This window comes from Bowdeniella massiliensis (genome assembly GCF_023634005.1).
Taxonomy (GTDB): Bacteria; Actinomycetota; Actinomycetes; order Actinomycetales; family Actinomycetaceae; genus Bowdeniella; species Bowdeniella massiliensis.
This window is the reverse complement of record NZ_JALIQR010000021.1, coordinates 1-26419: the sequence shown is the minus strand read 5'-3', so window position 1 is coordinate 26419 and position 26419 is coordinate 1. Positions and strand designations below refer to the sequence as shown.

Genomic DNA, 26419 nt, shown 5'->3' with positions numbered 1-26419 from the left:
CAGACGATCACCAACTGTCTACCACCGCGGCGGCCGACTCGGTCATGGCACCCGCGGGAACGCAGCCGCGCGGCTTCACCCTAGCCAACGACTGGCGCTTCGACGAAGCCCTCAACGGACCACCACCCTTCTAACGCACACCCACACGAAGACGTAGCAACGGGGAGGCCCCCGCCACCAAGACCTGGTGGCGGGGGCCTCCCCGTTCCTCGTGGCGCACATTGGCGCTGGGACGCGCTCGTCGAAGCCGCCGCGAGGCAGCTCAGGGCGCTAGTTGCCGGCGGCTTCGGCGAACCAGCGGGTGATCGTCGTCGGGTGAGTGATGGCCGTTCCCACGCACGCGGCGTGGATGCCGAGCTCGAAAACGCGGGCCACATCCTCCGGGCGATGCAGCCGCCCTTCGACGACGACGGGCGCGGAGACAGCGTCGAGGACCTCGCGGACGAAGTCGACGTCGGGACCGTCGGTCTTCTCCCGCGCGTACTCATAGCCGGGGGTGTAGCCGGCGAGCGTCGTTCCGATAATGTCGGCGCCCGCATCCTCGGCTGCCTTGGCGTCGGTCAGCGAGGCACAGTCCGCCATGATCGCAACGCCCGGAAACTCGTCGTGGATTGCGGCGACGGCGTCGGCGAAGGTCTCCTGCTCGCCGCGCTCCCGCAGCGTCGCGTCGATCGCGATAATGGAGGCACCCGCGTAGGCGCAGGCGCGGGCGTGCGCGATGGACGGCGTGATGTAGACGCCCTCGTGCCCGTACTTAATGAGGCCCACGACGGGGACTTCGACGGCCTGGCGGACGGCGGCGATATCCGCGACGCCCTGCACGCGCACGGCAGCGGCTCCCCCGTCGACGACGGCCTGCGCCATGGCGGCGGTGACCTCCGCGCGACGCATCGGCTCGCCCGGGTAGGCCTGGCAGGAGACGATGAGGCCGCCCTTGAGCGAGGCGACGAGGTCGGTGCGGTGGATCATTGGGAGGTCCTCTCGGTGGCAAGGAATGCGGCGCGGGCGGCGCCTACGATCGCGGCGTGGGTACCAAGGGCTGCGGGCACGATGGGCACATCACGCACGAGCGGCACGAGGTTCGCCCGGGCGGTGGCGATGACGGGGTCGATCCAGGCGGTGCCGGCACCGAGCATACCGCCGCCGAGGACGACGACATCCGGGTCAGTGACCGCGACGATCGCGGCGATCGCGAGGCCCACTGCGCGCGTGGCATCGGCGATGACTGCTGCGGCGAGATCCTCGCCTCGCCGGGCTCGGGCGTAGACCTCGACGGCGCTAGTCACCGAGCGATCACCGCCGCGTGCATGGTAGACGCGCACGTGGGAGGGACCAGCACCGATCGCCTCGAGGTGGCCCGCGATGCCGCAGGTGCACGCGATGCCCTCCGCGCCTGGAATGGGCATGTGTCCGATTTCTCCGGCGAAGTGGTGGGCGCCGCCGAGCGGCTCGCCGTCGACGACCATCGCCCCGCCGACCCCGGTGCCCACGGCGATCATGGCCGCGATGCGGGCGCCGGCAGCGGCGCCTTTGAAGGCCTCCCCCATGGCGTGGGCGTCCACATCGTTGACGACGCGGATCGCTGTGGCGGTCTCGAGCCGGGAGGCAAGGCCGCCGGCGAGGTCCGTGCCCGCCCACCCGGTGATCGCATCCGTTGCGGACACGACGGTACCGGCGGCTGAGTCGATAACGCCCGCGCTGCCGAGGCCAACTGCCGTGGCGGGCGCTAGCTCGGCTGCCGCGCCGTCGGCCAGGACCGTGCGCGCGAGGGCGGCGATATCGTCAAGGATCGCCGCGCTTCCTTCGCGGGCGCGCGTCGGGCGGGTGCGCACGGGAGTGAGGACGTCCCCGTCGGCCCCGACGAGGGCCGCGGCGATCTTCGTTCCCCCGAGGTCGATTCCGAGGGCGGTGGTCATGTGCGTGCCTCCGCGGCTACTTCGACAGGCCGTTGGCCGCGACGATCTCGCTGACGCGGGCAGCGTCCTGCTCGCTGAGCGCCCGGTTCGGGAAGGCCATGACGTTGTTCGGGATGATGCCGCGGGCGACCATCGCCGTCTTGAAGGCACCGACTCCGGTGACGTCGCCGGAGCGGCCGCGCGGGGCGAAGACGATCTCGAAGCCGCGGGCGAGGCGATCCTGCTCGGCCCGGGCGGCCTCCCAGTCACCGCGCTCGGCGGCCTCGAAGAGCGCCACATAGCCCGCGGGATCAACGTTGCCATAGCCCGGCACAACGCCGTCGGCCCCCATGAGCAGGCAGCCGTCGACGACGAGCTCATGGCCGGTGAGCAGCGCCAGCGGGCTGCCGGCATCGCGATTGGCCATGACGAGGCGACGGAAGGCGACGTCGTCGCCCGAGGAGTCCTTCACGCCCGCAATCACGCCCTCGTTCGCGAGCATCATGAGCAGCGGCAGCGAGAGCTTGACGCGGTTGACGCGCACCGGCACGTCATAAGCGTAGATCGGCAGCCCCGTCTGGCTCGCGACCGCGCGGAAGTGATCGGCGATCTCGCTTTCGTCGTTCAGGGCGTAAAACGGCACGGTTACGACGAGTCCGTCGACGCCGAGTTCCTTGGCCCGCAGCCCCTGCTCGATCACGCGCTTGGTCGTCATGTCCATGACGCCCGCGATGACGGGCACCCGGCCCGCCGCCGCCTCGACCGTCGCGCGCAAGACCTGATCGCGCTCATCGTCGGTCAGGTAGGCGACTTCGGAGGTCGAGCCGAGGGCAAACAGGCCGTGGACGCCGGCGTCGATGAGGTAGTTAACGAGCCCGGTCAGGGACGCAATGTCGACCGTGCCATCGTCGCGAAAAGGAGTAACGACGGGAGGCACGACGCCGCGCAATGGCGCATTCATGGTGAAATCTTCTTTCTCAACTGGTTGCGAAGCGAGGCTTTGCGACGCGCAGGGCGCCGCTAGGCAAGGGATGGGACCGCGGAGAGCAGCATCTTGGTGTACTCATCGTGGGGATTGGCGAAGATATCAGCCGTTGGCTGTTCTTCGACGATTTTGCCGAGGTACATCACCGCGATGCGATCGGAGATATAGCGCACCGTGTTGATGTCATGGGAGATGAAGACGAGGCCGAGGCCGAGCTGGCCCTTGAGGTCCGTCAACAGGTTGAGCACCTGCGCCCGCACCGACACGTCGAGCGCCGAGGTGGGCTCGTCGGCGATGATGACGTCGGGCTCGAGCGCGAGAGCACGCGCGATCGCCACGCGCTGGCGCTGGCCGCCGGAGATCTGGCGGGGCAGCACATCGAGCGCGGACTGGGGCAGGCCGACGAGATCGAGCAGCTCCTTGACGCGTGCCAGGCGCGAGGCGGCGTCGCCAATGCCGTGAACCTTCAGCGGGTCGGTCAGCGCATCGCGCACCACCATGCGCGGGTTGAGCGCGGTGGCCGGATCCTGGAAGACGACGGAGATCGCACGCCCCAGCTCCTTGCGGGACTTAGCGTTGTGCTGCATCGGCTTGCCTTTGAACAGCACCTCGCCCATGGTGGGCGCCTGCAGCCCCACCATGACGCGCGCCGTCGTGGACTTGCCACAGCCGGACTCGCCGACGATCCCGAGGGTCTCGCCGCGGTGGACCGCAAGGCTCACGTCGTTGACGGCATGGACCTTATCGGGCCGAAACAGTTTTCCCGTGCGCGAGGTGTGAATGACGTGCACGCCGCGCAGTTCAATGACGGGTGGCTCGCTCATTAGACTGACTCCTTCGACAGGTAGGCCGCGAGGTCCGGGTGCTGGGCGAAAAGGTGTTCCTGCGCGTCAGCAGTGATGAGCTCGGGACGGGTCTCCAGCCCGATCTCCGGGTGGGAGGAACGCGGGGCGAAGCGATCGCCGGAGACGAATTCGCGCGGCGAGGGCACCGTGCCCGGGATCTGGTGCAGGCGCCCGGCGCCGGATTCGATCGATAGCACCGCGCCGAGCAGGCCGCGGGTGTACTCGTGGCGCGGGTTGGTCAGCAGCGAGCGCGTCGGCGCCTGCTCGACCACCTGGCCCGCGTACATCACGGTGATGCGGTGCGAGAGCTGGGCAACGAGCGCGAGGTCATGGCTGACGAAGACCATCGCGAAGCCGAGCTTTTCGCGCAGCTCGTTCAGCAGATCGACGACCTGCTTTTGCACGGTGACATCCAGGGCCGTCGTTGGCTCATCGGCGATGACGAGGCTCGGGTTGCGGGTCAGTGCCATCGCGATGAGCACTCGCTGGCGCTGGCCGCCGGACAGTTCGTGCGGGTAGGACTTCAAGGTGCGTACCGGATCGAGGCCGACGAGCTCGAGCAGCTCTTCAGCGGTGCGCTGGCCGCCTCGCTTGGTGAGCTGGGCGAGCTGGCTGCGGATGAGCATCGACGGGTTGAGCGAGGAGAGCGCATCCTGGTAGATCATCGCCATCTCGTGGCCGCGCAGCGCGTTATGCGCCTTGTAGTCCAGCCCGACGAGGTTCTTGCCCTTGAAGAGGATTTCGCCCGTGATCTTCGCGGTATCCGGCAGCAGCCCCATGACTGCCATGGAGGTGATCGACTTACCGCAGCCAGATTCTCCGACGAGGCCCATGGTTTCGCCCGGTCGCACCGAGAAGGAGACGTTATCCACGATCGGCACATCGCCGTGCGCGGCCGGGAAGGCGATCGACAGGTTCTTGACCTCCAGCAGCGGTTCGGCTGCCGCCTGATCCGGGGTGAGGACGAGGCGGTCGGTGCGCTCCAGCTCGGAGGCGCGCAGCGCGGCCAGGCGCTCGGCCAGCAGCGCGGCCTGCTCCTTGTGCGCGGCCACCATCGCCGCGGCGGTGGAGCCGGCGGCTTCTTCCTCGTCGGTGTCCTTGACCTTGACGTTGACGCGGGCCCGGGGCGCGGCCATGGCGTCGGTCAGGCCCTCGGCCAGCACGTTCAGCGACAGCGTCGTAATGAGGATCATCAGGCCCGGGAAGAACGTCGGCCACCAGCGGCCGGTCGTCAACAGCTGCTTGCCATCGGCCAGGATATTGCCCCAGCTCGGCTCGGGCGGCTGCACGCCGGCCTGGATGAAGGACAGCGAGGCCTCCAGCACGATGGCATCAGCCACGAGGACGGTGGCGAAGACCATGATCGGTGCGATGCAGTTGCGCGCCACGTGCTTCATCAGGATCCACGTCGTGTTCGCGCCCATGACGCGCGAGGCCGAGACGTAGTCCTCCCCGAATTGGGACAGGACGTTGGCTCGCACGATACGTGAGAGCTGAGGGATGTAGAGGAAGCCGATCGCGAAGATGATGACGCCCACGGATTTGCCGAGGGAGGCCACGAAGACGGCGACGAGCGCGATGCCCGGGAAGGACATGATGATGTCGAGCACGCGCATAAGGATCTCGGAGACGACCTTGTTGGCGGTCGCGGCGATCGAGCCGAGAACGGCGGCGACCGCGAGCGCCATCGCCGTGGCGAACAGGCCGATGAGCAGCGAGGATCGGGCACCGTAGGCGACGCGCGCGAAGATGTCGCGGCCCGTTCCGTCGGTGCCGAACCAGAAGGTTGAGCTCGGCTCGACCGACGGCGAGAGCAGTTCGCCTTCGGCGGGCGGGCCGGCGATTTCGGGGTCGAGTGGCAGCGAGGTCGCTAGCGGGTCGAACTTGCTGATCAGCGGCGCGAAGATCGCGAGCAAGATGACGAGGCCGAGGACCCCGAGGGCAATCTTCGATCCGAGGGAGAACCGGGAGGAGTTGAACTTCAGTCCCGGCTGCGAGAGGCGTTCGGTCAGTCTGCGACGCATGACTACACGCTCCTAATGCGCGGGTTGACCAGGACGTAGAGCAGGTCAACGACGATGTTGATCAAGATGAAGGCGATCGAGACGGTGAGCGTCACTCCCTGGACGAGGAAAACGTCGTTACGTTTGACGCCGTCGAGGATGAGCTGGCCCATCGCCTGAATGTTGAAGATGATCTCGATGACGACGGCGCCGCCCATGAGGTAGCCGACGCGCAGGCCAAGGACGGTGATCGGCGTGATGAGCGCGTTGCGCAGCACGTTGCGCCCGATGACGACGCCCTTGGGGATGCCGGCACCGATCGCGGTGCGCACGTAGTCCTTGTCGAGTTCTTCCACCATGGCCGTGCGGATAACTCGCGTGAGCGAACCCGAGACGGGGATGGCGAGCGCGAATGCCGGCAAGAAGATATTTCGCAGGTAGGTTTCGGGGTCCTGGCTAAAGGGCACCCAATTGGTAACGAGCGCTGGGAATGTCCCCGTTCCCGATGGCACGGTGCCGAAGGCCTGGATCATGAGGATCGCGAGCCAGAACGAGGGCGTCGCCAGGGAAGCAATGGAGACGACGCGGATGACCTGATCGGGCCAGCGGTCGCGGTACAGGGCGGCGATCACGCCGAGGACGAAAGAGATGACGATCGCGATGGCGAGGCCGATGAACGTCAGCTGCAGCGTGATGGGAAAGGCGTTGGCGATCAGTTCGTTGACCGAGGTGTTGCCCTTGGAGCGGCCGAGGTCGAACTGGGTGATCAGTCCCCACAGGAAGCGCCCGTAGCGCACGAGGAGAGGATCGTTTAGGCCGTGCTCGTTGCGGTAGGCTTCCACCGCTTCGGCGGAGGCTGATTCACCGAGCGCGAGGCGAGCGGGGTCGGCCGGGGAAAACGACATGACGAAGAAGACGAGGAACGTCACTCCGAGAATCATGATCGGGAGTGCGACCAGTCGCCTTCCAATGAGGCGGATGAGGTTGGACACGCGGGTCTACTTCCTTGTGGTGGCAGATGGGTGGCCGGGCGGCTCAACTCGGCGATGAGGAGCTCGCGGGCACGAAGTTGGCGGCCATCGCAGGGAGATGGCCGCCAACTTTGGCAAGCGCAGCTGGAGGGTTACTGCGTCGTGGACACGTCGACGAACGACAACCCGGTCAGCGAGATCGGCTTGAAGTCCGGCAGTGTCTGCGGGTCCCACGCGGACGGCGCCTTGCGGTGGAACAGCGGGTAGAGCGGCACCTGCTCGGAGATGATGTCGAAGACCTGGTGCCAGGTGGCCTGCTGCTCATCGCCGGTCTGCTCCGAGGCCTTGGCGAGCAGTTCGGTGACCTGGTTGTAGGAATCCGTGCCCTTCCAGTGCATGCGGGTATCGGTCCAGATGTCGCCACCGAACCACCAGCGCAGCAGCAGATCGGCGTCGTCACCGAAGACGGAGGGGTCACCGGGGGCGACGACGATATCCCAGTTATCGTTGGAATCGATCGTGTTGTACAGATCTGCGGACTGCATCTCGTTGAACTCGACCGTGAGGCCCACGGCTTCAAGGGATTCCTTGATGATGGGGGTGCACTGCTTGACCCAGTCGTGGTCGGTGACGTTCATCCGCACCTTGGTCAGGCCGGTTTCGCCGAGCAGGGACTTGGACTTGTCGGCGTCCAGGGAGTAGACGACCTTGGCTTCCTTGAAGTCGCGGTGCGTTTCCTGCACGAAGCACTTGGCCGGGGAGGCCTGGCCGAGCAGGCCCGTCGTGATGACCTTGTTCATGTCGATCGCGTACATCGCGGCCTGGCGGTTCTTCTGGTCCTTCATCGGTGAGTTATCGCCGTTGTTGAACATGATGAACAGCAGCCCGAAGCCCTGGACGGATTCGACGTTTGCCGAGCCCTTGACCTGGTCGATGGACAGGTAGGGCACCGAGTCGATTGCCTGGACGGACTTGGACTCGATGGCGTTGGTACGGGTGGAGGCGTCGGGCAGGATCTGCCAGACCATCTTGTCGGCCTTGGCCGGCTTGGGACCGGTGTAGTCGGCGAACTTCTCGAAGACGACCTGGGCCGAGGCGGCGCCGTTGTCGGTCATCTTGTAGGGGCCGGTGCCGACGGGGTTGGCGTCGAAGGCTTCCTTGTCCTGGGCAGCGGCCTTGGGGACGATCTTGACGGTTGCCAGGCGCTCCTTCAGCAGGGAGAAGGGGTACTTGAGCTTCAGCGTGACGGTCTTATCGTCCTTGGCCTGGACCGAGTCCAGGAAGGGGATGAAGCCGGCGTACAACGACTGGTTGGCCGGATCGAGCACGCGCTCGAAGGAGAAGGCGACGTCTTCGGCCGTGACGTCCTCACCGTTGTGGAACTTCGCGCCGTCGCGCAGCGTGACCTCGTAGGTGGTGTCGTCGACCTTGACGGGCTCGGAGTCCTTAGACAGAGCCGCGTAGCAGGTGCGGTCTTCCGTCGGCATGATTTCGAACAGGCCCTCCATGGTGTGCCAGTTCGCCGCGACGGTCAGTGCCGCGGTGGTCGTCATGGGGTCGTAGCCGTTGGTGCCGAGCTCGTACGAAATGCCGGCGTTGATGGTGCCGCCTTCGCCGCCGCCACCGTTACCGGTGCCGCCCGTCGCCGGGCTCGTAGTGGAGGATCCGCCCTTGTCGCCGCCACAGGCTGAGAGTGTGGCCGCGATGCCGGCCGCAGCAGTGAAGGTGCCCGCAAGCTTCAGAAAGCCGCGGCGATCCGTCCCTCCCGTTGGATTCATCATTGAAGTCTCCTGACATATCGGACGTCTGATGTCTGACGCTGGTAAGGTTAGGGTACATGGAAGAGCAGACAAGCGCAAGAACTCTCACACGCCGACGTGTGAGGCGCTTATACTGCACTTTCGCCCACAGTCACGAAAGGTAGCCAGATGGCGAACCCGCCCCCAAAGCCGCGAGCGGCTCGACTCCTTCACAACGCCACGATGCAGCACATTAAGGACCTCATTTTGCGCGAGGGCCTGCGCCCCGGCGACCCCATGCCGACCGAGTCCGAACTGTGCGACATGCTGGAGGTCTCCCGCTCCTCGGTGCGCGAGGCGATCCGTACGCTGAGCGCTCTCGACATCGTGGAGGTGCGTCACGGCACGGGCACCTTCGTCGGCCAGATGTCGCTGCAGCCGATGATCGACTCGATCGTCTTTCGCGGCGCGATGTCGCAGCAGGGCTCGAGCCTGCAGATCCTGAAAGAGATCGTCGACGTGCGCCACCGCCTCGATGTCTCGATCGGCCCGAGCCTCGTCGAGCTCATGCGTGGCAAGCTGCACCCGGAGCTCGATGAGCTCGTCGAAGACATGACTGAGAAGGCTGACCGTGGCGAGATTTTCGTCAACGAGGATCGGGCTTTTCATGTGCGCCTGGTGGAGCCGCTTGCCTCGACACTGCTCACGCAGCTCGTGGAGGCGTTTTGGAAGATTCACACGGTGACGGCGCCGATGCTCGGCGTGCCGACACCGGAGGACATTGCGGTGACGGCGCGCTCGCACGGGGACATGCTGCGTTCGGCGCAGGAAGGCGATTTGGCTGGATATTTGGCCGCGGTTGCGAGCCACTATGCGCCGCTGAAGCGCAATATCGAGCGCTTTGAGGCCGAGCAGGAGGCGCGCACCGAGTAGTCGGTCAGGCGCGCACCGCGTAGGCCGTCGGGCGCCCTTAGCGCGGCTTCGAGTGGCTGCGCGCGGCCGCGCTCGGTTGTGTGTCGCCGGCGCTAGGAGGCGAGGGCTCCTCGCAGGGCGCTGAGCATGGCGGCGCGGAATTCGAGCATCGCAGGTGCTTCGGGACGCAGACCGTCGGCGGCGTGGTACATGCCCGGCACGGTCACGAGGTCGACGGGGACGCCGGCTGCGCGAAGGCGCGCGGCGTATCGCAGGTCCTCATCGTAGAACAGATCGAGTTCGCCCACCCCGATCCACGCCGGCGCTAGGCCAGACAGGTCCTCGCGCTCGGCGGGCACCGCGTAGGGGCGCCCGTCGCGATCGGTGACGTCGCGTCCGAGGTAGCTGCGCCAGCCATAACGGTTGGCCGAGGGGGTCCAAGAGAATTCGCCCTTGCCGGGCGTGGGCGTGTGCCCCGTGCCGGATTCGAGCATCGGGTAAATGAGGCCTTGCAGGGCGAGCGTGATCCCCTCGTCGTGGGCGCGTTGAGCCGTCGCGGCTGCCAGTCCCCCACCGGCGGATGCGCCAAGGATCGCGAGGCGCGCGGGATCGAATCGGCCCTTCTTGGCCTCGTCGGCGAGGCACGCCAGGGCCGCGAAACAATCGTTGAGTGCTGCGGGGAAGGGGTGGTGCGGCGCGAGGCGGTAGTCGACGGAGACGACGGTGATGCCGAGGTCGAGTGCGAGTTGCGAACAGTGCGTGTGGTCGAGGGCGGCGCTGCCCATAATGAGGCCGCCGCCGTGGACCCACAGCAGCGCGCCGCGGGACGTGACACCCGCCTGCGGGGTATAGACATACAGGTCAACGAGGTGGTCGTCGTCCGGAGCCGCGGTGGGGATCTGGAGGTGCTCGACGCTGACGCCCTCCAGGACGGGAGTCGGCTTGTGCACGATGTGCTGGTAGTAGGCAAGGACGAGCGGGTTGTTGACCGGCAGCACGCGATAGTTGAGCCGGTGACGCAGGCTGGGATGGGCCAGTTGGACCTGACGGTGGCGGCGCGCGAACCATGCTCCGGCGCCCGTAGCGGCGGCAAGCGCGGCGATCGTCCAGGCCTTCATGGCAGTCTCCTTGGTGCGTTCGGGGGGGTGCGTCGCCCCGATCATAGCGCGGCCGGTGGCGACGTGATGACGGCGGTTGGATCGACAACGCCCCACCGGCCAGCAGGTGGCCGATGGGGCGTGGGTGTCGGTGCTACGCCTTAGGACGCGTCCTCGGAGGTGAGGTTACGGGTCTTGGTGGCGTCCAGCGGAATGCCGGGGCCCATCGTCGTGGACATCGTCGCCTTGCGGATGTAGCGGCCCTTGGAGGAGGCCGGCTTCAGGCGCAGGATTTCGTCCAGCGCGGCGGCGTAGTTTTCCACGAGCTGCTCTTCGGTGAAGGAGGCCTTGCCGATGAGGAAGTGGAGGTTGGCGTGCTTGTCGACGCGGAACTCGATGCGGCCACCCTTGATGTCGTTGACGGCCTTAGCCACGTCCATGGTGACGGTGCCCGTCTTCGGGTTCGGCATGAGGCCACGGGGGCCGAGCACGCGGCCGAGACGGCCAACCTTGCCCATCATGTCGGGGGTGGCGACGGCGGCGTCAAAGTCGGTGTAGCCGCCCGCAACCTTCTCGATCAGCTCGTCGCCGCCGACCTCGTCGGCTCCCGCGTCCAGTGCCTGCTGGGCGCGCTCACCGGTGGCGAAGACCAGGACCCTGGCGGTCTTGCCGGTGCCGTGCGGCAGGTTGACGGTGCCGCGCACCATCTGGTCTGCCTTACGGGGATCGACGCTCAGTCGGAAGACGACGTCGACGGTGGAGTCGAACTTAGTGGTGGCGGTTTCCTTTGCGATGCGCACGGCCTGAAGGGGCGCGTACACCTCGCCGGGGTGGATCTTTTCCTGCCCCTTGATGTAGTTCTTGCTGCGCTTTGCCATCTGCTTTTTCTCCTTGCAGTTGTGGTACGGAGCTGCGCGGCTCCTGCCACGTCGGGGGTTAGTTGCCTTCGACCTCGATGCCCATGGAGCGGGCAGTGCCGACGATGATCTTCGCGGCGGCGTCGATGTCGTTAGCGTTGAGGTCGGCCATCTTGGTGTTGGCGATCTCTTCGACCTGGGCGCGGGTCAGCTTGCCCACCTTTTCGGTGTTCGGGCGACCGGAGGCCTTCTGCAGGCCGGCGGCCTTCTTAATGAGTTCCGCGGCCGGCGGGGTCTTGGTGATGAAGGTAAAGGAGCGGTCTTCGTAGACGGTGATTTCCACCGGCACGACGTTGCCACGCTGCGACTCGGTCGCGGCGTTGTACGCCTTGCAGAACTCCATGATGTTGACGCCGTGCTGACCGAGCGCGGGACCGATCGGCGGGGCGGGGTTAGCCGCTCCGGCCTGGATCTGGAGCTTGATCAGACCAGCAACCTTCTTCTTGGGAGGCATGTCGGGTCCTTATCTGTTGGATATGTAGTGGTGTTGCCGGCAGGCACCGGCGGTGAGCATCGGGGGAAGTGGAGCTAGTCCTTCTTCACCTGGTCGAAGCTCAGCTCGACCGGGGTCTCCCGGCCGAAGATTGTGACGAGCACCTGCAGCTTTTGGGCTGCCGGGTCGATTTCGGAAATCGTGGCGGCCATCGTCTCGAACGGTCCGTCGGTGACGGTGACAGCCTCGCCGACCTCGAAGTCCACGAGGATCGGGGTGGCCTCGGCGGCCGGGGAGCCGGCCACTTCGGTCTCCTGCTGCGCGACCGAGGGGGCGAGCATGTCGAAGACCTCGTCGAGCGTCAGCGGGATCGGATGGTATGCGTCGCCGACAAAACCGGTGACACCCGGGGTGTGACGAACGGCGTCCCAGACGCGGTCCCACGTCGACTCATCGTCGTCGAGACGAACGAGGACGTAGGACGGGATGCGGACGCGCGAGACCTTCTTCTGCTTGGTGTTCTTGATCTCGATGACGTCTTCCATCGGGACCTGAACTTCGTGGATCTTGTCCTCGACCTGCAGGTACTCGCTGCGCATTTCCAGGTTGGCCTTCACCTTGCGCTCGTAGCCGGCGTAGGTGTGGATGGCGTACCAGTTGCCGTCCTGCATGCGCAGGGACCGGCGCAGGTCTTCCAACGGGTCGACTGCGACCGCGTCGTCGGTAGTCGAGGGTTCCTCGACCGGTGACGATTCGGTTGTTTCTAACGAGTCGGACACGGGGGGTACCTGCCTTTACTGCCTAGCGGCCGTAGATTGCGAGAATGAGTTTGCCGAACATGAAGTCGAGAACTCCCACGAACGCCATGACGGCGATGACGAAGATGAGGACGACGGTGAAGAACGTCCACAGTTCGGTTTTCGTCGGGCGAACCGTCTTGCGAAGCTCTGCCACCACCTGGCGGTAGAACAGCGCAATGCGTGCGAACAGGCCGCGGTTTTCGCCCTTGGGCGCGCTGCGAGGCTTGTTGGCCCCGGTCTCAGCGGATTGGCTCACGCTGGCTCCTTCAATCTCGACAAAAAATCAGGCCCTCGCGGCCGGGTGGGCGAGGACCTGGATGCCACGCTTCGCCGAACCGCGAGCTGGTCTGGCAGGGCAGGAGGGACTCGAACCCACAACCGCCGGTTTTGGAGACCGGTGCGCTACCAATTGCGCCACTGCCCTAGTCCGCTACCGAGGTAGCGGGCACTCGCACGAGTCTACCGCAGTTTTTCCTGCGGCTCGTATAGTCTTCGTCACGTGCGCCGGTCCATCATATGGGGTCGGGGCGGCCGCGGTCTAATCGCTCCGCGGCGACGCGCGGCGGGGTAAGGGTGACGCGGCGATTTGGCAGGTCCGGATGATGATCTCCGCTAGGTAAATGGGGCGATGCCCGCCACAATGTGGTGTGTGACTACGACTGAACATGCACCCCACGCTCGCTTATCCGCTCGGCTCGCCGCGATCGCCCCGTCGGCGACCTTGGCCGTGGATGCCAAGGCTAAGGCCCTGAAGGCTGCGGGTCGGCCCGTCATTGGTTTCGGTGCGGGCGAGCCCGACTTTCCGACGCCGGCAGCGATCGTCGATGCTGCCGTAGCCGCGTGCGTGGATCCGGTCAATCACCGCTACTCCCCCGCCAAGGGGCTGCCGGCGCTGCGCGAGGCGATCGCGTCGGCCACGCTGCGCGATTCCGGCTACGAGATCTCGCCAGAGGACGTGCTCGTGACAAACGGCGGCAAGCAGGCCGTTTTCCAGGCCTTCGCCGCGATCCTCAACGAGGGCGATGAGGTCATCCTGCCCGCCCCCTATTGGACGACCTACCCGGAGGCGATCGCCCTTTCTGGTGGCGTCACGGTGCCCGTCGTCGCGGGCGCCGAGGCCGATTACAAGGTCAGCGTTGAGCAACTAGAGGCGGCCCGCACCGAGCGCACCAAGGTCGTGTTGCTGTGTTCCCCGTCGAACCCGACGGGCGCGGTGTACACAGCCGAGGAAACGACGGCGATTGGCCAGTGGGCGCTCGAGCACGGCGTATGGGTCATTACCGATGAGATCTATCAGCACCTGACGTATGACGACGCGGAGTTTTCGCCGATTCTGCGTCTCGTTCCGGAGCTGGCTGATCAGACGATCGTGCTGAACGGCGTCGCAAAGACCTATGCCATGACAGGCTGGCGCGTGGGCTGGATGGTCGGCCCGTCCGATGTCATCAAGGCGGCGACCTCCTTCCAGTCGCACCTCACGTCCAACGTCTGCAACGTTGCGCAGCGCGCCGCAATCGCTGCGTTGACCGGCCCGCTGACCGAGGTCCACCGGATGCGGGAGGCCTTCGATCGTCGTCGCCAGACGATGGTCCGAATGCTCGGCGAGATCGATGGCTTTTCCGTCCCGACTCCGCGCGGCGCTTTTTACGCCTACCCCGATGTGCACGGTGTCTATGGCCGCGAGGTCGGGGGCGTGGAGATCACGTCGTCGGCGGATCTGGCCGATGTCATCCTCGATCAGGTCGAGGTCGCCGTGGTCCCGGGCGAGGCATTCGGCACTCCCGGATACCTTCGGCTGTCCTACGCCCTGTCAGATGAGGACCTCGTCGAGGGCATCGAGCGAATCCAGCGGCTGCTCGCCCGCTAACGCGTCGCGCTAGAGACGGACGGCATCAACCTGGGTGTAGCCCGGGGGCACCGCCGCCGTCGAGACAACGAACTTGCCGAAGGGGAAGCACGTCACTGGGATCATCTTGATGTTCGCAATCGCGAGCGGGATTCCAACGATGGTGATGGCCTGAGCGGCAGCTGTCATGACGTGTCCAATCGCGAGCCACAAGCCCGCGACGAAGAACCAAATCACGTTGCCGACCGCACTAAATCCTCCCGCGTGCGGGTCTTGGACGATGGTTCGACCGAAGGGCCACAGTGCGTAGCTGGCCATCCGGAATGAGGCGATGCCTGCCGGGATGGTGATGATCAGCAGGCAGGCGATCAGGCCAAAGAGCATGTAGCCGAGCGCCAGCCAGAAGCCACCAAAAACTAGCCAAATGATGTTCAGTAGTGCTCGCATAAGTCCCCCGTTGTAGTCGCGGTGAGGAGCCGATGCTCCCCTCTACTTCTTCAAACGAGGTGCAGCTGGCAGGTATTCCGCCACACGCGTGTGATGCACCAGCACGCCGGTGCATTGCATTGCTAGGTGGGACGTGCGAGTCGGGAACCGGGATCGCCGCAGCACGAGCATACAGATGCTGTCAGCATAAGGAGATTCGTGAGGCCCATACGGTTCAGAACTGACTACGGTCGAGGTTGATATAAAGAGCCGACCATCTACCATCGAGGAACTTCACGTAGTAGTAGGACGTTACCGCACCGCCCTCGGAGATTTCCTCAATTCGATCGCCGTGCCCATCTAGTTGAACGGACATGGCAACATCTTGGGTGATCGCGACTTCATATAGGACAGCGTCTTCAATGTCCTGGGTGGCAACGATCTCCGTGTTTTCTAGAGGAGTCGAATAAACGTTTCGCGGAGTCTCTACTTGAATAAAGGTCCTGACATCATCGCAGTTGAAGCAGTTGCCGTCGTCGATCCGGCTGATGAGGTCAACGTCCCTTGTTTGGAATGCTCTTTTAGCTAGGGCGTCGAAGTAGACGGCAGCGTCTTTGGCTCCTTGTTCGGAGTTTTCGGTCAGCGTTGCCGGCGGGGTGGGTTTGGACCACCTGGGGAACAGCCGTTCGAGGTCCTCCTTCGGAACCGTCGCTCCGACCTTGAGGTCCTCGAGCGTCCACTCGCCAGGCGCGGGAGTGGACTCCGATGGGCTCGGGCTCGCGGCACCCGCCGTATGCGAAGTCGCCGATGTCGGTGGATCTGCGGGCTTGCTCGTGGAACATGCAGACAACACCAGAACCGTGGCGAGAGCGAGAGTTGCAGCGCGACCAGCTGCGCGCAGCGAGTTGCAAGCCGGAAAGCGTAGCGATTCCTTGCCCATGCCCGCGCTAGTGGACGCTACAAGAGGTGGTCTCACGTCGGTGACCTGTGGGGATGGCGGGGGTGTTTGTGGCATGGTGTTAGGGCTGGTTGTTGGGGTCCAGTGGCGTGCCCTTGAGCCAGTCATAATCCGAGTCGTGGTGTTTACCGCCGGTAGCTTTATCAGGATCAGTCAGCAAAATATGGTACTCATCAACCCGCTGCGGCTCAGAAGAAACGGTCGTCTCTAGGGTGCCGGGTACCTCAACCCAAGCCGAACCTGCCACCTGGTAGGCCCCCGACCACGTAGTAGTCACCGAAATCGTCTTGTCCCCAATGGTCCACCACTCATGCCAAAACCTCTGGTTCGGATACGGAGTATTCGGATCCCCCGTCACATACGGGGCGCTACCATCGCCATAATCAAACGCGTGCGATACCGGAGTGAAACGCACATGGAACGCGAACCCCAACAAGTCACCGGAGACCACGTGTTGGCGCGCGGTGGTTGCCACAACAACCGGCATATTCACCGTATGCCGACCCTGATCCGGCTGGATCAGCAACTCGCCCTTCGCCACCGGGAAGTCCTTAAACTCCTCAATCGACAACGGCCTGGGAGGCACTGCCGCCTGCCCCGCTGGGCGGGCCTCGATCCGTACCGGCTTCACATCCGAAGACGGGAACTCCCGACACTCAATCTCCACCCTCGGATTCGTTGGATGCGGACAGATCGCCACCATCTCAAAACCAGCCGACGGCAACCCAAAATACTCCTCCACCGGCAGACCCGCATTGGAATCCTGTCGCTTTGGAGGCTTCTCACGGCGGTCCGTGTCTTTCGAGGCGCGTGAGGATTGAAGTGCAAGGAGCCCATTCTCCTGAGTCTCAGCTAGTGCACCACAATACGATTTCGTGTCTGAGTTTTCGCATCCGAATGAAGGGGAAGCAACGGCCTTCGGTTCACTCACGAGGATGAAACCAGTCAAGACCAGCACCACAGCTGACTTCGCAAATCTCACGATTGTTCCTCAACCAGATTCAGGCCGAGAGGCTGCCAGCGCCCTTCTTCAAATGCTATGTACTGAGAGATTTCGCTATCTTCCACCTCTTCCGTTCCGCTCGACCCGACCTTTTCAACTGATGTACGAGACGCATCGAGTCGCACATACATATCGACTTGAGACTGAAGCCTAATGTCGTAAAGTCCTTCAACGTCTGGGTCCTTCGACGCTGAAATTACGACAAAGCTAGGTTTGGTGCGGAGAAATCGCTTACTCTGATCCGATTTAATCAGGCTCCGTAACGCGTCACAGTTCTGGCAGAGCTCGGAGTCGATTTCGTTTATTGGAGTAACGTCGCGTGTGGCTATCGCGTATTCGACAATATCGCTGAAGTAGACGGCGGCGTCTTTGGCGCCCTGCTCGGATTCCTCGGTAAGTGTTGCTGGCGGCGTGGGTTTGTCCCACGCGGGGAACAGGCGCTCGAGGTCCTCCTTGGGGACTTGCGCTCCAACCTTGAGATCATCGAGCGTCCACTCGCCAGGTGCGGGAGTGGACTCGGATGAGCTCGGGTCCGCAGTAGGCGTCGTGGTTGATGGCCTGGATGTTGGAGGATCGGTTTGGCCCCCGCTAGTACAGGCAGACAACGCGAGAGCGGAAGCAAGCGCGAATGCAGCGGTGCGAGCCAGGGAACGCGACACTAAAGTCATGACGCTCACAGTAGCGAGAGATGCGTCGGGATGGAACCACTTTGTCTGATCTGTGGATAACGACCGTGGGGCGCGGTTAGCGAGAGATGCGGGCGGCGAGCGTCTCGGCGGCGGCCTTGTAGGTGGCGAGGAATTCGCGGGCGACGCCGGAGTACCACGTCGAGGAGAAGCGTTTGCCCTCGTCGTCGGCGAGTCCGTAAGCGTCGACGCCGAGGGCGCGACACAGGGCGATGGCGCGGGGCAGGTGGTAGCGCTGGGAGACGAGGGCGATGCGGGCGCCGGGGTGGGTCTCGCGCGCGAAGCGGCAGGTGCTGATGGAGTCGAGCCCGGCGGGGTCTTCGGTGATGTCGGCGGCGGGGATGCCGGCGCGCTCAAGGTAGCTGCGCATGACGGCGACTTCGGACCAGGCTGCGTCGCGGCCGTCGCCGGAGACGATCACGGGCGTGCCGGGGTGATGGTGGGCGGCGGCGGTATCGAGGCGGAAGCGCAGGTAGGGCGAGGGGGTGTCGGCGCCCCAAATCGCGGCGCCGAGGACAACGATGACGTCGGCCTGCTCGGCGCGCTCGCTGTCGATGCGGCCGGATGCGGCGCCGTAGCGCCAGGCTTGGGGTGCGAACGCGAGCAGCAGCGCGATGCTCGCCGCGATGGCGACGATGCGGCGGCGGCTGCGGCGGCGGGGTGTGCTGCGGGGCGTGCTGCGGGGCATGAGGCGGCGGGACGGCTCGGGCATCGTCGCGTCAGGCTCGGTCATGGCGCCCTCCTGCGGGGCCGCCGCGGGCGAAGGCGGCGGCGGTCGTGATGCGGTGGTCGGCGAGATCGAGCTGGTCGGCGCGCTCGCGGCGCGAGGCGCGCAGGGCGCCGGGCACGAGCGTGAGCAGGATGCCGGCGGTGCGACGCGCGAGGCGCTCCGCGTCGTGATCCGCACTCGCCGCGACGAACAGCTCGTCGACGCTGCGGCGGTAGGCCGGCTCGTCGCGGTAGCGCCGCACGGCCGCGAGGTGGCCGAGCAGGCAGGCAATGTCGTCGATCCGATAGCCCGGCCCAAGGGTGTCGACGTCGAGCAGGCCGGTGATGGCGCGCCCGTCGGTCAGGACGTTTGACTCGTAGAGGTCGCCGTGGGTGGGCACGAGGGGCCCGGGGGCCGGGGCGGCGACCTCGGCGGCGACGATATCCGCGACTGCCTCGATGCGAGCGTCGAGCACTAGGCGCGCGGCGAGCGCGGCGTGCGTGGCGATGCGTTCGCACCAGGCGCGCCGGCGCGGCAGGCGCGTGGCGGCGGCCGGCAGGCGATCGAGCAGCGTGCGCACCTGGCGGTAGGTGGCCGAACCGCCGGCGGCGGCGAGCAGCCTCGTCAGCGGTGTGCCCGCGAGTTTTGCCATGACGACGTAGCCCTCGCGGCGCTCGAGCAGGGGTGCGACCGGCAGGCCCGCGGCGGCCAGGAGGTCGTGGGCCCGGATGAGGCGCGCGATGCGCGCGGGGGCGGCGAGTTTGGCGTAGGCGGTGGACCCGAGCGCGATTACCGCGCGGCGCGTCGGGCGGTAGGCGATGAGGCGCGCCCCCTCCCGGTCGAGCAGCTCGGCGAGCTCGGGTAGGGCCGGGTCGTGCGGGTAGCGCGCGATGAGCGGGCCGGTGGGGGCGTCGGCGAGGATGAGGCGCTGGCGCTCGCCCGCGACGTCGGCGTCGAGCAGGACGACCTCGTATGGCAGGTGGTAGCGGGCGATGACGCGCTCGCTGGTCAGGGGCGTTCCCAGGGCCGCGGCCGCGGCGGCCAGCAACGGGGCGGGCTCGGCGCGGTGGCCCGTTGCGGGAACGGAGAGGGAGTGCGTCATGCCGCTATCCAACCACATGCGCGAAATCTGTCAGAATAGGGACGTGCGCGATCTTTCTACCCTCCCGAAGGCGCACCTCCATCTGCATTTCACGGGCTCGCTGCGTCCCGAATCGCTCATCGATATTGCGCACGATCTCGGCGTGCGGCTGCCCGAATCGCTCACCGATAATCAGGCGCTGCGGGTGCCGGCCGATCAGCGCGGCTGGTTCCGCTTCCAGCGGCATTACGACGCGGCGCGGGCCGTTGTGCGCAGCGAAGCGAGCATGCGCCGGATCGTTCGGCAGGCCGCCGAGGACGACGCCGCAGAGGGCAGTCGTCGGCTAGAAATCCAGGTCGATCCGACTTCCTACGCCCCCTTCGTCGGTGGCATCACCCCGGCGCTGGAGATCATCGTCGACGAAGCAAAGGCCGCGTCGGCCGCGACGGGCGTCGAGGTCGGTGTCATCGTCGCCGCCTCCCGCATCCGCCACCCGCTCGATGCCCGCACGCTGGCGCGTCTCGCCGCCCAGTACGCCTCCGACGCGCCGGGCGGCGTCGTCGCCTTTGGGCTGTCCAATGACGAGCGGGCGGGCGATACCTCGGACTTTGCGCCCGCCTTCCGCCTCGCGCGCCACGCCGGGCTGCCGGGCGTGCCGCACGGCGGGGAGTTGCTCGGTCCCGATCACGTGCGTCAGGTCGTCGCTCACCTGAAGCCGCGCCGGCTCGGCCACGGCGTGCGCACCGGGGAGGATCCGGCCCTGCTGGAGCGCCTCGTCGCCGATGGGATCGCCTTCGAGGTGTGTCCGGCCTCCAACGTTTCGCTCGGCGTGTACGCCGGGCCGTCGCAGGTGCCGCTGCGCACCCTGATCGATGCGGGCGCCGAAATCGCGCTTGGCGCCGACGACCCGCTGCTGTTTCATTCCCGACTCGTCGACCAGTACGAGATTGCGCGGCGCGATCACGCCTTGAGCGACGCACAGATCGCGAACCTTGCACGCTCCTCGATCCGCGCCTCGCTCGCCTCCGATACCTCCAAGCGCACCTGGCTCGCCGAGGTCGATGCGTGGGAGGCGAGCGAGCAGTGACCGACGGCCCTCTCCGCCCGTGGCGCCGGGTTCGCCCGCTGCAGCTGCGCCCGATCCGCACCCGCAAGGACGACCCGCTCGATCGCCTGTCGGCCGAGCTCGTGAAAGTCGACGGCTGCTGGGTGCGGATCTTCCGCAAGGCCTACTCCGGCCCGGGCGCGGCGCCCGGTGACCGGTTCCCGGGCCTGTCGCCCGCCGGCACGGCCGAGGCCCCCGAACGCCCCACCTTCGTGCTCATCCACGGGATCGGCGTCTCCTCGCACTATTTCGTCAACCTCTCTGAGGACCTAGCCCGCCTCGGTGACGTCTTCCTCATCGACCTGCCGGGCTTCGCGAACCTGCCGCAGCCGCCCGAGGTGCTCTCCATCGCGGGCTTTGCCGCGATCGTCCACGACGTGCTGACCGCGCATGGGGTGCATCGCCCCGTCATCGTCGGGCATTCCATGGGCGCGCAGGTCGTCACCGAGCTGCTCGCCCGCGCGCCCGGTTACGCCGAGCGCGCCGTGCTCATCGGTCCACCCGTCAACGACGCGGAGCGCAACGTGGCGCGCCAGCTCACGCGCTTCATGCAGTCCTCGCTGCATGAAACGCGCAGCCTGCGCCTCATCGCGATCCGCGCCTACCTGCAGTGCGGGCTCGCCTGGTTCGTCGACGTGCTGCCGCAGATGATGCGCTACCCGATCGAGGAGCGCATCCAGCTCGTGGCCGAGCCCACCCTGCTCGTGCGCGGCGAGTTCGATTACGTCGCGCCGACGCCATGGCTGCAGCGGCTAGGCGCCCGCAACCCACACGTCGTGGCGGGCGCCGCGCACTCGGTGATTTACGCCCACGACCGCGAAGTCTTCGAGCTCATTTCCGATTTCGTCGCCGACGACGCCCCTACGCCGTGATCCTTCGACGCCTGCTCGCTGCCGCGCGCCGCGCCCGTGGCGCTACCCGCGATATCGGCCGCGATCTGGTGTCCTCGCTGCCGCACTGGCGCGACTGGTCGGCCGATTACCGCTCGCTTGCGATGCTGCGCCTGCGCGCGCCGCTGGACCGCCTCGCCGCGCGGCTTGCCGGAGCGGGTCCGCTGCCCCCGCAGCGCCGGCTCGACATCGTGGTGCTGCCCGGCATTTACGAAACGGCCGCCGACCTGCGCGAGCTCACGCGCCCGCTCGCTCGCCGCGGCCACACGATCCACCGCGTGCCGCGCCTGTACCGCCAGCTCGCGCCGATGGCCGTGCTGCGCGCGAGCGTCGAACGCTTCCTTGCCGAGCGCGAGCTCAGCGACGTCGTGCTGCTCGCCCACTCCAAGGGCGGCCTCATCGGCAAGGAGGTCATGATGGGCGCGCAGGGCGCACGCGTCCGCGGCATGGTCGCGCTCGCCACGCCGTGGCACGGCTCGGCCTATGCGGCGCTGTTTTGGCCCGGGCTCGGCGTGCGGTCGCTGCGGCCGGGCTCGCCGCTCATCGCCGCGGCCCAACGGCCGCATCCCTCGGATGCGCGCATCGTCTCGATCCACCCGAGCTTCGACCCGCACATCCCCCTCGGCTCGCGCCTGCCGGGCGCCCGCAATATCGCGGTCCCCACGCCTGGGCATTTCGCGGTGCTGTCCGCACCGCCCGTGATCGACGCCGTGGAAGCGGCAGTCGCGTCCATGGAGGCAGGCGATGGCCGCGACGCGAGCTGAGGCGCTGTGTGCCCGCCAGGGCGTTCCCGTGCGCGTGCGCAGCTATGAGCATGATGAGGCCGCCACGAACTTTGGCGCGGAGGCCGTCGCGAAGACGGGCCTCGGCGCCGATCGCGTCTTCAAAACGCTCGTCGTCGATTCCGGCGGAGCGCTGGCCTTCGCGCTCGTGCCCGTCGCCGCGCGCCTGGATCTGCGGGCCGTGGCGCAAGAGCTTGGCGCAAAAAAGGCGCGGCTGGCCGATCGGGCCGTGGCCGAGCGCGCGACGGGGTACGTCATGGGCGGGATTACCGCCCTCGCCTCGCGCAGCGCGCTTGCCTGCCTCGTCGATTCCAGCGCAGCGGCAGAGCCGAGCTTCGTCGTCTCCGCCGGGGCTCGCGGCCGCAACCTCGAACTCGCCTATGCGGACTTTGCACGCCTGACCGGCGCGCGCCTAGCCGCGATCGCTACAGCAGGATAGGTTCGGGCACGAGCTCGATACCGAAGGCCTCCTGCACGCCCTCGCGCACCTGCCGCGCCAGCTCGCGCACATCCGCGCCGCTCGCGCCACCCCGATTAGTGATCGCGAGCGCGTGCTTCGTGGAGAGCGCCGCGGGGCCGGGCAGGCCGAAGCCCTTGTCGAAGCCCGCGTGGTTGATGAGCCAGGCGGCGCTCGTCTTGACCAGGCCCTCGACGACGGGCGGCTGCTGGCCGATGCTGCGCACCTTCGTCGGGTCGGTCACGGCAAAGCGCGGCGCGCCCTCGGGCAGCCGGTCGGCGTGCTCGGCAGCGATGACGGGGTTGGTGAAGAACGAACCCGCCGAGTACGTGTCGTGATCGCCCGCATCAAGGACCATCCCCTTGGAGCGGCGCAGCTGCAGCACGGCTTGACGCACGTCGATCGCCGGGGCGCGGTCGTTCAGCTCGACGCCGAGGGTGCGCGCGAGTTCGGCGTAGCGGATCGGCTCGGACAGCGACGCATTGCGCATCTGGAAGGAGACCTCAAGCACGACGTAGCGGCCCGTTGGCCCCCAGGTGCGCCCGCCGCCGGCTTCCGCATCGCTCAGCGAGCGCTTGAGCAGCGAGGTGCGGTAGCCGAAGCCGAGCTCGGCGAGGGTCAGCAGGCGCCGCTCGCGCTCGAGCCGGTCATAGACGCGCACCGCTGAGATCGTTCCGGAGACTTCCTGGCCGTAGGCGCCGACGTTTTGCACAGGGGCCGCGCCCACGGTGCCGGGAATGCCCGAGAGCGCTTCGACGCCCATCCAGGCGTTTTCGATCGTGTGCGCGACGAACGCGTCCCAGGGCTGGCCCGCCGAGACCCGCAGCGCCGCTCCCCCACAGCCGTCTTCGGATTCCAGCTCGATGTGCTGCCGGGTGTCGCGAACGACGACGCCTTCGAAGCGCTCATCGCGCGCCACGAGGTTCGAGCCGCCGCCGAGGACGAGGAGCTCGCGCCCCTGCTCGTCGGCCTCCCGCACGGCCTCGATCATCGCCTCGGTTGAGTCCACCTCGACGTAGTTCGCGATCTCGCCCCCGACCCGCAAGGTCGTGAGCTCGGCGAACGTCGGGGGCTGGGATCGCTCCGTGCGCGGCGCCCACGAGGCGACGGGTTCAACGGTGATATCGGGGCCCGGTTCGGGGATGGAGCAGCTCATAGCTCCACTGTACTCAGGCCCGCGAGACGATGGCGCGGGCGCGCGTCAGGACGCCCTTGGACTCGTGCAGCACGGCAATATCGACGCGGACGCTCTCGGCATCGACCTCGCCCGCGGTCCCGATAATTTCCAGGCTCGCCTCGCCATCGCCCGGCACGACGACCGGCCGCGAAAAGCGCGTGCCGATCTCCTTAATGAGGTGGGGGTCGCCGGCCCAATCTTCGACGGCGCTCGCGGCCACGCCGAGGGTGAGCATGCCGTGGGCGAGCACGCCGGGCAGGCCGGCGGCGCTTGCGGCGGCATCGTTGTAATGGATCGGGTTGTGGTCGCCGGACGCTGCGGCGTAAGCGACGAGGTCCTTGCGCGTGAGGGAGACGGTGCGGCGGAAAAGTTCGTCGCCGACGGTGATCTGGGATGTCATGGCTAGGCTCCTCTCACGGCGAGCGTCGAGGTCACGGTAGCGACGAGTTCGCCGTCGGCGTCTTCGATCCGGGCACTCGTGGTCACGAGCGTCAGCGGCCCCCGGTCGGTGATTGAAGCGACCTGGACCGTCGTCGACAGCACATCGCCCGCGACGATCGGACGCACGTGGGAAAATGACTCCTCGGCGTGCACGACGCGGGAGAAGTCGATCCCGGATTCCGGGTCGCTGATATAGGAGGCTTCGGCCGCCTGGGCGGGCACGACGGCGAACGTCGGGGTCGCGACGACGTCACGGTAACCCTCGGTTTGGGCCGTGGCGCGCTCGAAGTGGATGGGATTGGTTGCCCCCGTGGCGCTTGCGAATTCCCGCAGCTTTACCGCGGCCACCTCGTAGGTGTGGGGACCATAAAAGCGACCCACGAGGTCAGTGTTGACACTCGTGGGTCTCTTGGTTGTCTCAGTCATGCCCTCTAGCGTATTAGAAGACCTGACCCGCCGCCCTACCGCGTTTCGCGGTGATTGGTCTTCTTGTTGCAGCGGGGGCAGTACTTGGGGAGCTGAAGCCGATCCGGAGTGTTCCGTCGGTTCTTCTTGGTGATGTAGTTGCGCTCCTTGCAGTCCTCGCAAGCAAGGGTGATCTTCGGGCGCACATCCGCGGACTTGCTGGCCACGATATATCCTCACGTTTGGCGGTAACCGCGAAGCGGTTCTTACTGAAAAGTTAGTAGCGGAGGCGGGGATCGAACCCGCGACCTCACGATTATGAGTCGTGCGCTCTAACCATCTGAGCTACCCCGCCAGGCTGGATGCTTTCACATCCGAAAGTTCTTTCCAACCTCTCAGCCTACTACGGCCGAGCGTTGGACAGAACCTGAGCCCCGAAAGGGAATCGAACCCTTGACCTTCTCCTTACCATGGAGACGCTCTGCCGACTGAGCTATCGGGGCGGCGTAGACGACTTTACACAACAACTGCGCACAAAGGGAAATTGCTGTCCGGTGTCGTGCCACACACTTTTTGCGGCGACTTCTTAGACGTCGCGATGCTCGATCGATTCGTGCGTGCCGCCCGCTGCATCGCGCGTGACGTGACGCTCGGTTGCGCTGCGGTTGGAACGCGCGCCCATCGCGATTCCGATGAGCACGAGGATGATGCCGGCGGCCAGGCAGATGTATCCGATCATCTGCAGATCGACGCCCTGGACGCGATCAGCGACGGCGAACGCGAGGATTGCTCCGACGACGGCGAGAAAAACACCAAAACCAATGGACGGTCCGCGGTACATGGTCTCTCCTTTAAGAATGCGGGGCTCCGGGGGAAGCCCACAGGGTGGTTTCATCCTCACACGTCGGAGCCACGGGCGCGCGTTGGGCGCGTGAATTCCTAACTATGAACGATATAGAAGACCGCTGGACAGATGCTGTACGGATGGGGTTGAGTCGCAGCGATACGTGAACACGACGCTCTACATCGACTGGAACTCTATCGGCACAGTGTCGCCGTGGGAACCGCAGGCATGCCTGCACCTGAATCCTTCTCAGGCCGCAACAGCCTCAGGACTTAGTCCACCAGGGCCGTCTGATCTTTCGATTTGTTGGAGTCAGGGGTCGAAACAAAGAGTTGGTTCATACCTACGCCCGCGAGCGCAACCGTAAAGACACCGACAACAACGGCAAGGAGTATAAGGCCCCAATATGCGATAGGAGTTTCACTCACACTGATAGCCCACGTCACTAGACCAAACACTATTACTCCTCCGACAATCCCTACGACCACCAGCGCTCCCACCGAAGACCAATCGACCTTCCGAGTAAGACGATGCGTCTCTCGGGCCCTGAGCTCCGCTGCCTCTATCGATATGAGCGCGTCAAGCTCTCGCAATGCCGAAGTATGACCTTTAAGGGACTGTCGAAGCGAAGCGTGGGACGTCAAACGTCTTAAGAGCGCTCCTCGAACTTCGCCACCAACTAGTGGTCCGACTGTGACACTGATCAGTGCGGTCGCTATCGCACTCCAAAGCTGTAACACAATACCTCCAGCCAAGAAGAAAAAGCTGAGCACTTTTTCGAAACTTATCATCGGCGGCAGTGCCGCCAGTTTGCGGTAGTGGTCAGCCTCCTGCATAGTTACGCGAAAACCCCCCTCGCGGGGGGTTTTGGCTGGTGGCGGGTGAGGTGTGCAGTGTCAGAACATAGTTGACACCAATCTGCGCGGGCCTGGCCGGTGATACTTGACAGCTGTCTCGCGACATCCTTGACAGCCACAGCACACTGACACATGACAGATGTCTCGCGACATCG

General features: G+C 65.9%; 29 protein-coding genes and 3 tRNA genes. 6 read left to right on the top strand and 26 right to left on the bottom strand.

The features are described from left to right. Positions 1-270: 270 nt before the first annotated feature. From MUN85_RS12075 to MUN85_RS12045, 7 genes are all read right to left on the bottom strand, one after another. Complete coding sequence (locus MUN85_RS12075) at positions 271-969, bottom strand: N-acetylmannosamine-6-phosphate 2-epimerase (protein WP_250506927.1); 699 nt, start codon at positions 967-969, stop codon at positions 271-273. Continuing rightward, positions 966-1916 (bottom strand): ROK family protein, encoded by a 951-nt coding sequence (locus tag MUN85_RS12070; protein ID WP_250506926.1) that lies wholly within the window; start codon positions 1914-1916, stop codon positions 966-968. The genes MUN85_RS12075 and MUN85_RS12070 overlap by 4 nt, the downstream gene beginning before the upstream one ends. 16 nt (positions 1917-1932) lie before the next feature. Then, positions 1933-2856 carry a dihydrodipicolinate synthase family protein gene (locus MUN85_RS12065; protein ID WP_250506925.1) on the bottom strand — a complete coding sequence of 308 codons (924 nt, stop codon included), beginning with the start codon at positions 2854-2856 and terminating at the stop codon, positions 1933-1935. A gap of 59 nt (positions 2857-2915) precedes the next feature. Next, complete coding sequence (locus MUN85_RS12060) at positions 2916-3704, bottom strand: ATP-binding cassette domain-containing protein (protein WP_250506924.1); 789 nt, start codon at positions 3702-3704, stop codon at positions 2916-2918. Continuing rightward, positions 3704-5749, bottom strand: a complete 2046-nt coding sequence (locus MUN85_RS12055) for a dipeptide/oligopeptide/nickel ABC transporter permease/ATP-binding protein (RefSeq protein ID WP_250506923.1) — start codon at positions 5747-5749, stop codon at positions 3704-3706. The genes MUN85_RS12060 and MUN85_RS12055 overlap by 1 nt, the downstream gene beginning before the upstream one ends. 2 nt (positions 5750-5751) lie before the next feature. After that, on the bottom strand, positions 5752-6720 hold the full coding sequence (locus MUN85_RS12050; protein WP_250506922.1) for an ABC transporter permease: 969 nt from the start codon (positions 6718-6720) through the stop codon (positions 5752-5754). A 131-nt stretch (positions 6721-6851) separates the two neighbouring features. Beyond that, positions 6852-8480, bottom strand: a complete 1629-nt coding sequence (locus MUN85_RS12045) for an ABC transporter substrate-binding protein (protein WP_250506921.1) — start codon at positions 8478-8480, stop codon at positions 6852-6854. 201 nt (positions 8481-8681) lie between these two features. On the opposite strand from MUN85_RS12045, the gene MUN85_RS12040 reads away from it, so the two are divergent. Next, positions 8682-9371, top strand: a complete 690-nt coding sequence (locus tag MUN85_RS12040) for a FadR/GntR family transcriptional regulator (RefSeq protein WP_250506920.1) — start codon at positions 8682-8684, stop codon at positions 9369-9371. Between the two features lie 92 nt (positions 9372-9463). Here the strand turns inward: MUN85_RS12040 and MUN85_RS12035 are convergent, their stop codons facing one another. From MUN85_RS12035 to MUN85_RS12010, 6 genes are all read right to left on the bottom strand, one after another. Next, positions 9464-10468, bottom strand: coding sequence for an alpha/beta hydrolase (locus MUN85_RS12035; RefSeq protein WP_250506919.1), 1005 nt, complete (start codon positions 10466-10468; stop codon positions 9464-9466). A gap of 140 nt (positions 10469-10608) precedes the next feature. Then, positions 10609-11325 carry a 50S ribosomal protein L1 gene (rplA, locus tag MUN85_RS12030; RefSeq protein ID WP_092566225.1) on the bottom strand — a complete coding sequence of 239 codons (717 nt, stop codon included), beginning with the start codon at positions 11323-11325 and terminating at the stop codon, positions 10609-10611. Positions 11326-11383: 58 nt separating this feature from the next. Further along, positions 11384-11818, bottom strand: coding sequence for a 50S ribosomal protein L11 (gene rplK / locus MUN85_RS12025; protein ID WP_092566223.1), 435 nt, complete (start codon positions 11816-11818; stop codon positions 11384-11386). A gap of 74 nt (positions 11819-11892) precedes the next feature. Further along, on the bottom strand, positions 11893-12576 hold the full coding sequence (gene nusG, locus MUN85_RS12020) for a transcription termination/antitermination protein NusG (RefSeq protein WP_250506918.1): 684 nt from the start codon (positions 12574-12576) through the stop codon (positions 11893-11895). 22 nt (positions 12577-12598) lie between these two features. Further along, positions 12599-12853: a preprotein translocase subunit SecE gene (gene secE / locus MUN85_RS12015; RefSeq protein ID WP_092566221.1), complete on the bottom strand. Its 255-nt coding sequence runs from the start codon at positions 12851-12853 to the stop codon at positions 12599-12601. A 92-nt stretch (positions 12854-12945) separates the two neighbouring features. Continuing rightward, positions 12946-13021: transfer RNA gene (locus MUN85_RS12010), tRNA-Trp, on the bottom strand. 225 nt (positions 13022-13246) lie between these two features. On the opposite strand from MUN85_RS12010, the gene MUN85_RS12005 reads away from it, so the two are divergent. Further along, a complete protein-coding gene (locus tag MUN85_RS12005) occupies positions 13247-14464 on the top strand; it encodes a pyridoxal phosphate-dependent aminotransferase (protein ID WP_431603564.1) in 1218 nt (405 codons plus the stop codon). Positions 14465-14473: 9 nt separating this feature from the next. On the opposite strand, the gene MUN85_RS12000 is transcribed toward MUN85_RS12005, so the two are convergent. The 6 genes from MUN85_RS12000 to MUN85_RS11975 all read right to left on the bottom strand — a co-directional run bounded on the left by MUN85_RS12000 (position 14474) and on the right by MUN85_RS11975 (position 19327). After that, positions 14474-14890 (bottom strand): YccF domain-containing protein, encoded by a 417-nt coding sequence (locus MUN85_RS12000; protein WP_250506916.1) that lies wholly within the window; start codon positions 14888-14890, stop codon positions 14474-14476. Between the two features lie 214 nt (positions 14891-15104). Beyond that, positions 15105-15809, bottom strand: coding sequence for a DUF6318 family protein (locus MUN85_RS11995; RefSeq protein ID WP_250506915.1), 705 nt, complete (start codon positions 15807-15809; stop codon positions 15105-15107). Between the two features lie 79 nt (positions 15810-15888). After that, a complete protein-coding gene (locus MUN85_RS11990; protein WP_250506914.1) occupies positions 15889-16809 on the bottom strand; it encodes a hypothetical protein in 921 nt (306 codons plus the stop codon). After that, on the bottom strand, positions 16806-17498 hold the full coding sequence (locus MUN85_RS11985; RefSeq protein ID WP_250506913.1) for a DUF6318 family protein: 693 nt from the start codon (positions 17496-17498) through the stop codon (positions 16806-16808). The genes MUN85_RS11990 and MUN85_RS11985 overlap by 4 nt, the downstream gene beginning before the upstream one ends. 76 nt (positions 17499-17574) lie before the next feature. After that, positions 17575-18249, bottom strand: a complete 675-nt coding sequence (locus MUN85_RS11980) for a SanA/YdcF family protein (protein WP_250506912.1) — start codon at positions 18247-18249, stop codon at positions 17575-17577. After that, positions 18236-19327 carry a protein kinase family protein gene (locus tag MUN85_RS11975; RefSeq protein WP_250506911.1) on the bottom strand — a complete coding sequence of 364 codons (1092 nt, stop codon included), beginning with the start codon at positions 19325-19327 and terminating at the stop codon, positions 18236-18238. Before MUN85_RS11975 ends, MUN85_RS11980 begins: the two co-directional genes overlap by 14 nt. A gap of 43 nt (positions 19328-19370) precedes the next feature. On the opposite strand from MUN85_RS11975, the gene MUN85_RS11970 reads away from it, so the two are divergent. Genes MUN85_RS11970 through MUN85_RS11955 form a run of 4 tightly spaced genes read left to right on the top strand, consistent with a single transcriptional unit; the run spans position 19371 to position 22522 of the window. After that, a complete protein-coding gene (locus MUN85_RS11970) occupies positions 19371-20393 on the top strand; it encodes an adenosine deaminase (RefSeq protein ID WP_250506910.1) in 1023 nt (340 codons plus the stop codon). Further along, entirely contained in the window at positions 20390-21283 is an 894-nt protein-coding gene (locus MUN85_RS11965) for an alpha/beta fold hydrolase (protein ID WP_250506909.1), read from the top strand. Before MUN85_RS11970 ends, MUN85_RS11965 begins: the two co-directional genes overlap by 4 nt. Then, on the top strand, positions 21280-22065 hold the full coding sequence (locus MUN85_RS11960; protein WP_250506908.1) for an esterase/lipase family protein: 786 nt from the start codon (positions 21280-21282) through the stop codon (positions 22063-22065). Before MUN85_RS11965 ends, MUN85_RS11960 begins: the two co-directional genes overlap by 4 nt. After that, complete coding sequence (locus MUN85_RS11955; RefSeq protein WP_250506907.1) at positions 22046-22522, top strand: YbaK/EbsC family protein; 477 nt, start codon at positions 22046-22048, stop codon at positions 22520-22522. The genes MUN85_RS11960 and MUN85_RS11955 overlap by 20 nt, the downstream gene beginning before the upstream one ends. Here the strand turns inward: MUN85_RS11955 and MUN85_RS11950 are convergent. The 7 genes from MUN85_RS11950 to MUN85_RS11920 form a co-directional block, all read right to left on the bottom strand. Beyond that, positions 22509-23696, bottom strand: coding sequence for a UDP-N-acetylmuramate dehydrogenase (locus MUN85_RS11950; protein WP_250506906.1), 1188 nt, complete (start codon positions 23694-23696; stop codon positions 22509-22511). The two genes, MUN85_RS11955 and MUN85_RS11950, sit on opposite strands and share 14 nt — an antisense overlap. A gap of 13 nt (positions 23697-23709) precedes the next feature. Continuing rightward, complete coding sequence (locus tag MUN85_RS11945; RefSeq protein ID WP_250506905.1) at positions 23710-24117, bottom strand: MaoC/PaaZ C-terminal domain-containing protein; 408 nt, start codon at positions 24115-24117, stop codon at positions 23710-23712. A 2-nt stretch (positions 24118-24119) separates the two neighbouring features. Then, the gene (locus MUN85_RS11940) at positions 24120-24584 is read right to left on the bottom strand and encodes an FAS1-like dehydratase domain-containing protein (RefSeq protein WP_250506904.1); all 465 of its coding nucleotides are present in this window, start codon (positions 24582-24584) and stop codon (positions 24120-24122) included. A 35-nt stretch (positions 24585-24619) separates the two neighbouring features. Continuing rightward, the gene (gene rpmG / locus MUN85_RS11935; protein ID WP_092566194.1) at positions 24620-24790 is read right to left on the bottom strand and encodes a 50S ribosomal protein L33; all 171 of its coding nucleotides are present in this window, start codon (positions 24788-24790) and stop codon (positions 24620-24622) included. A gap of 54 nt (positions 24791-24844) precedes the next feature. Then, positions 24845-24918, bottom strand: a tRNA-Met gene (locus tag MUN85_RS11930). A gap of 75 nt (positions 24919-24993) precedes the next feature. After that, a tRNA-Thr gene (locus MUN85_RS11925) sits at positions 24994-25066 on the bottom strand. 83 nt (positions 25067-25149) lie between these two features. Next, the gene (locus MUN85_RS11920; protein WP_176780803.1) at positions 25150-25404 is read right to left on the bottom strand and encodes a DUF6458 family protein; all 255 of its coding nucleotides are present in this window, start codon (positions 25402-25404) and stop codon (positions 25150-25152) included. Positions 25405-26419: the final 1015 nt, after the last annotated feature.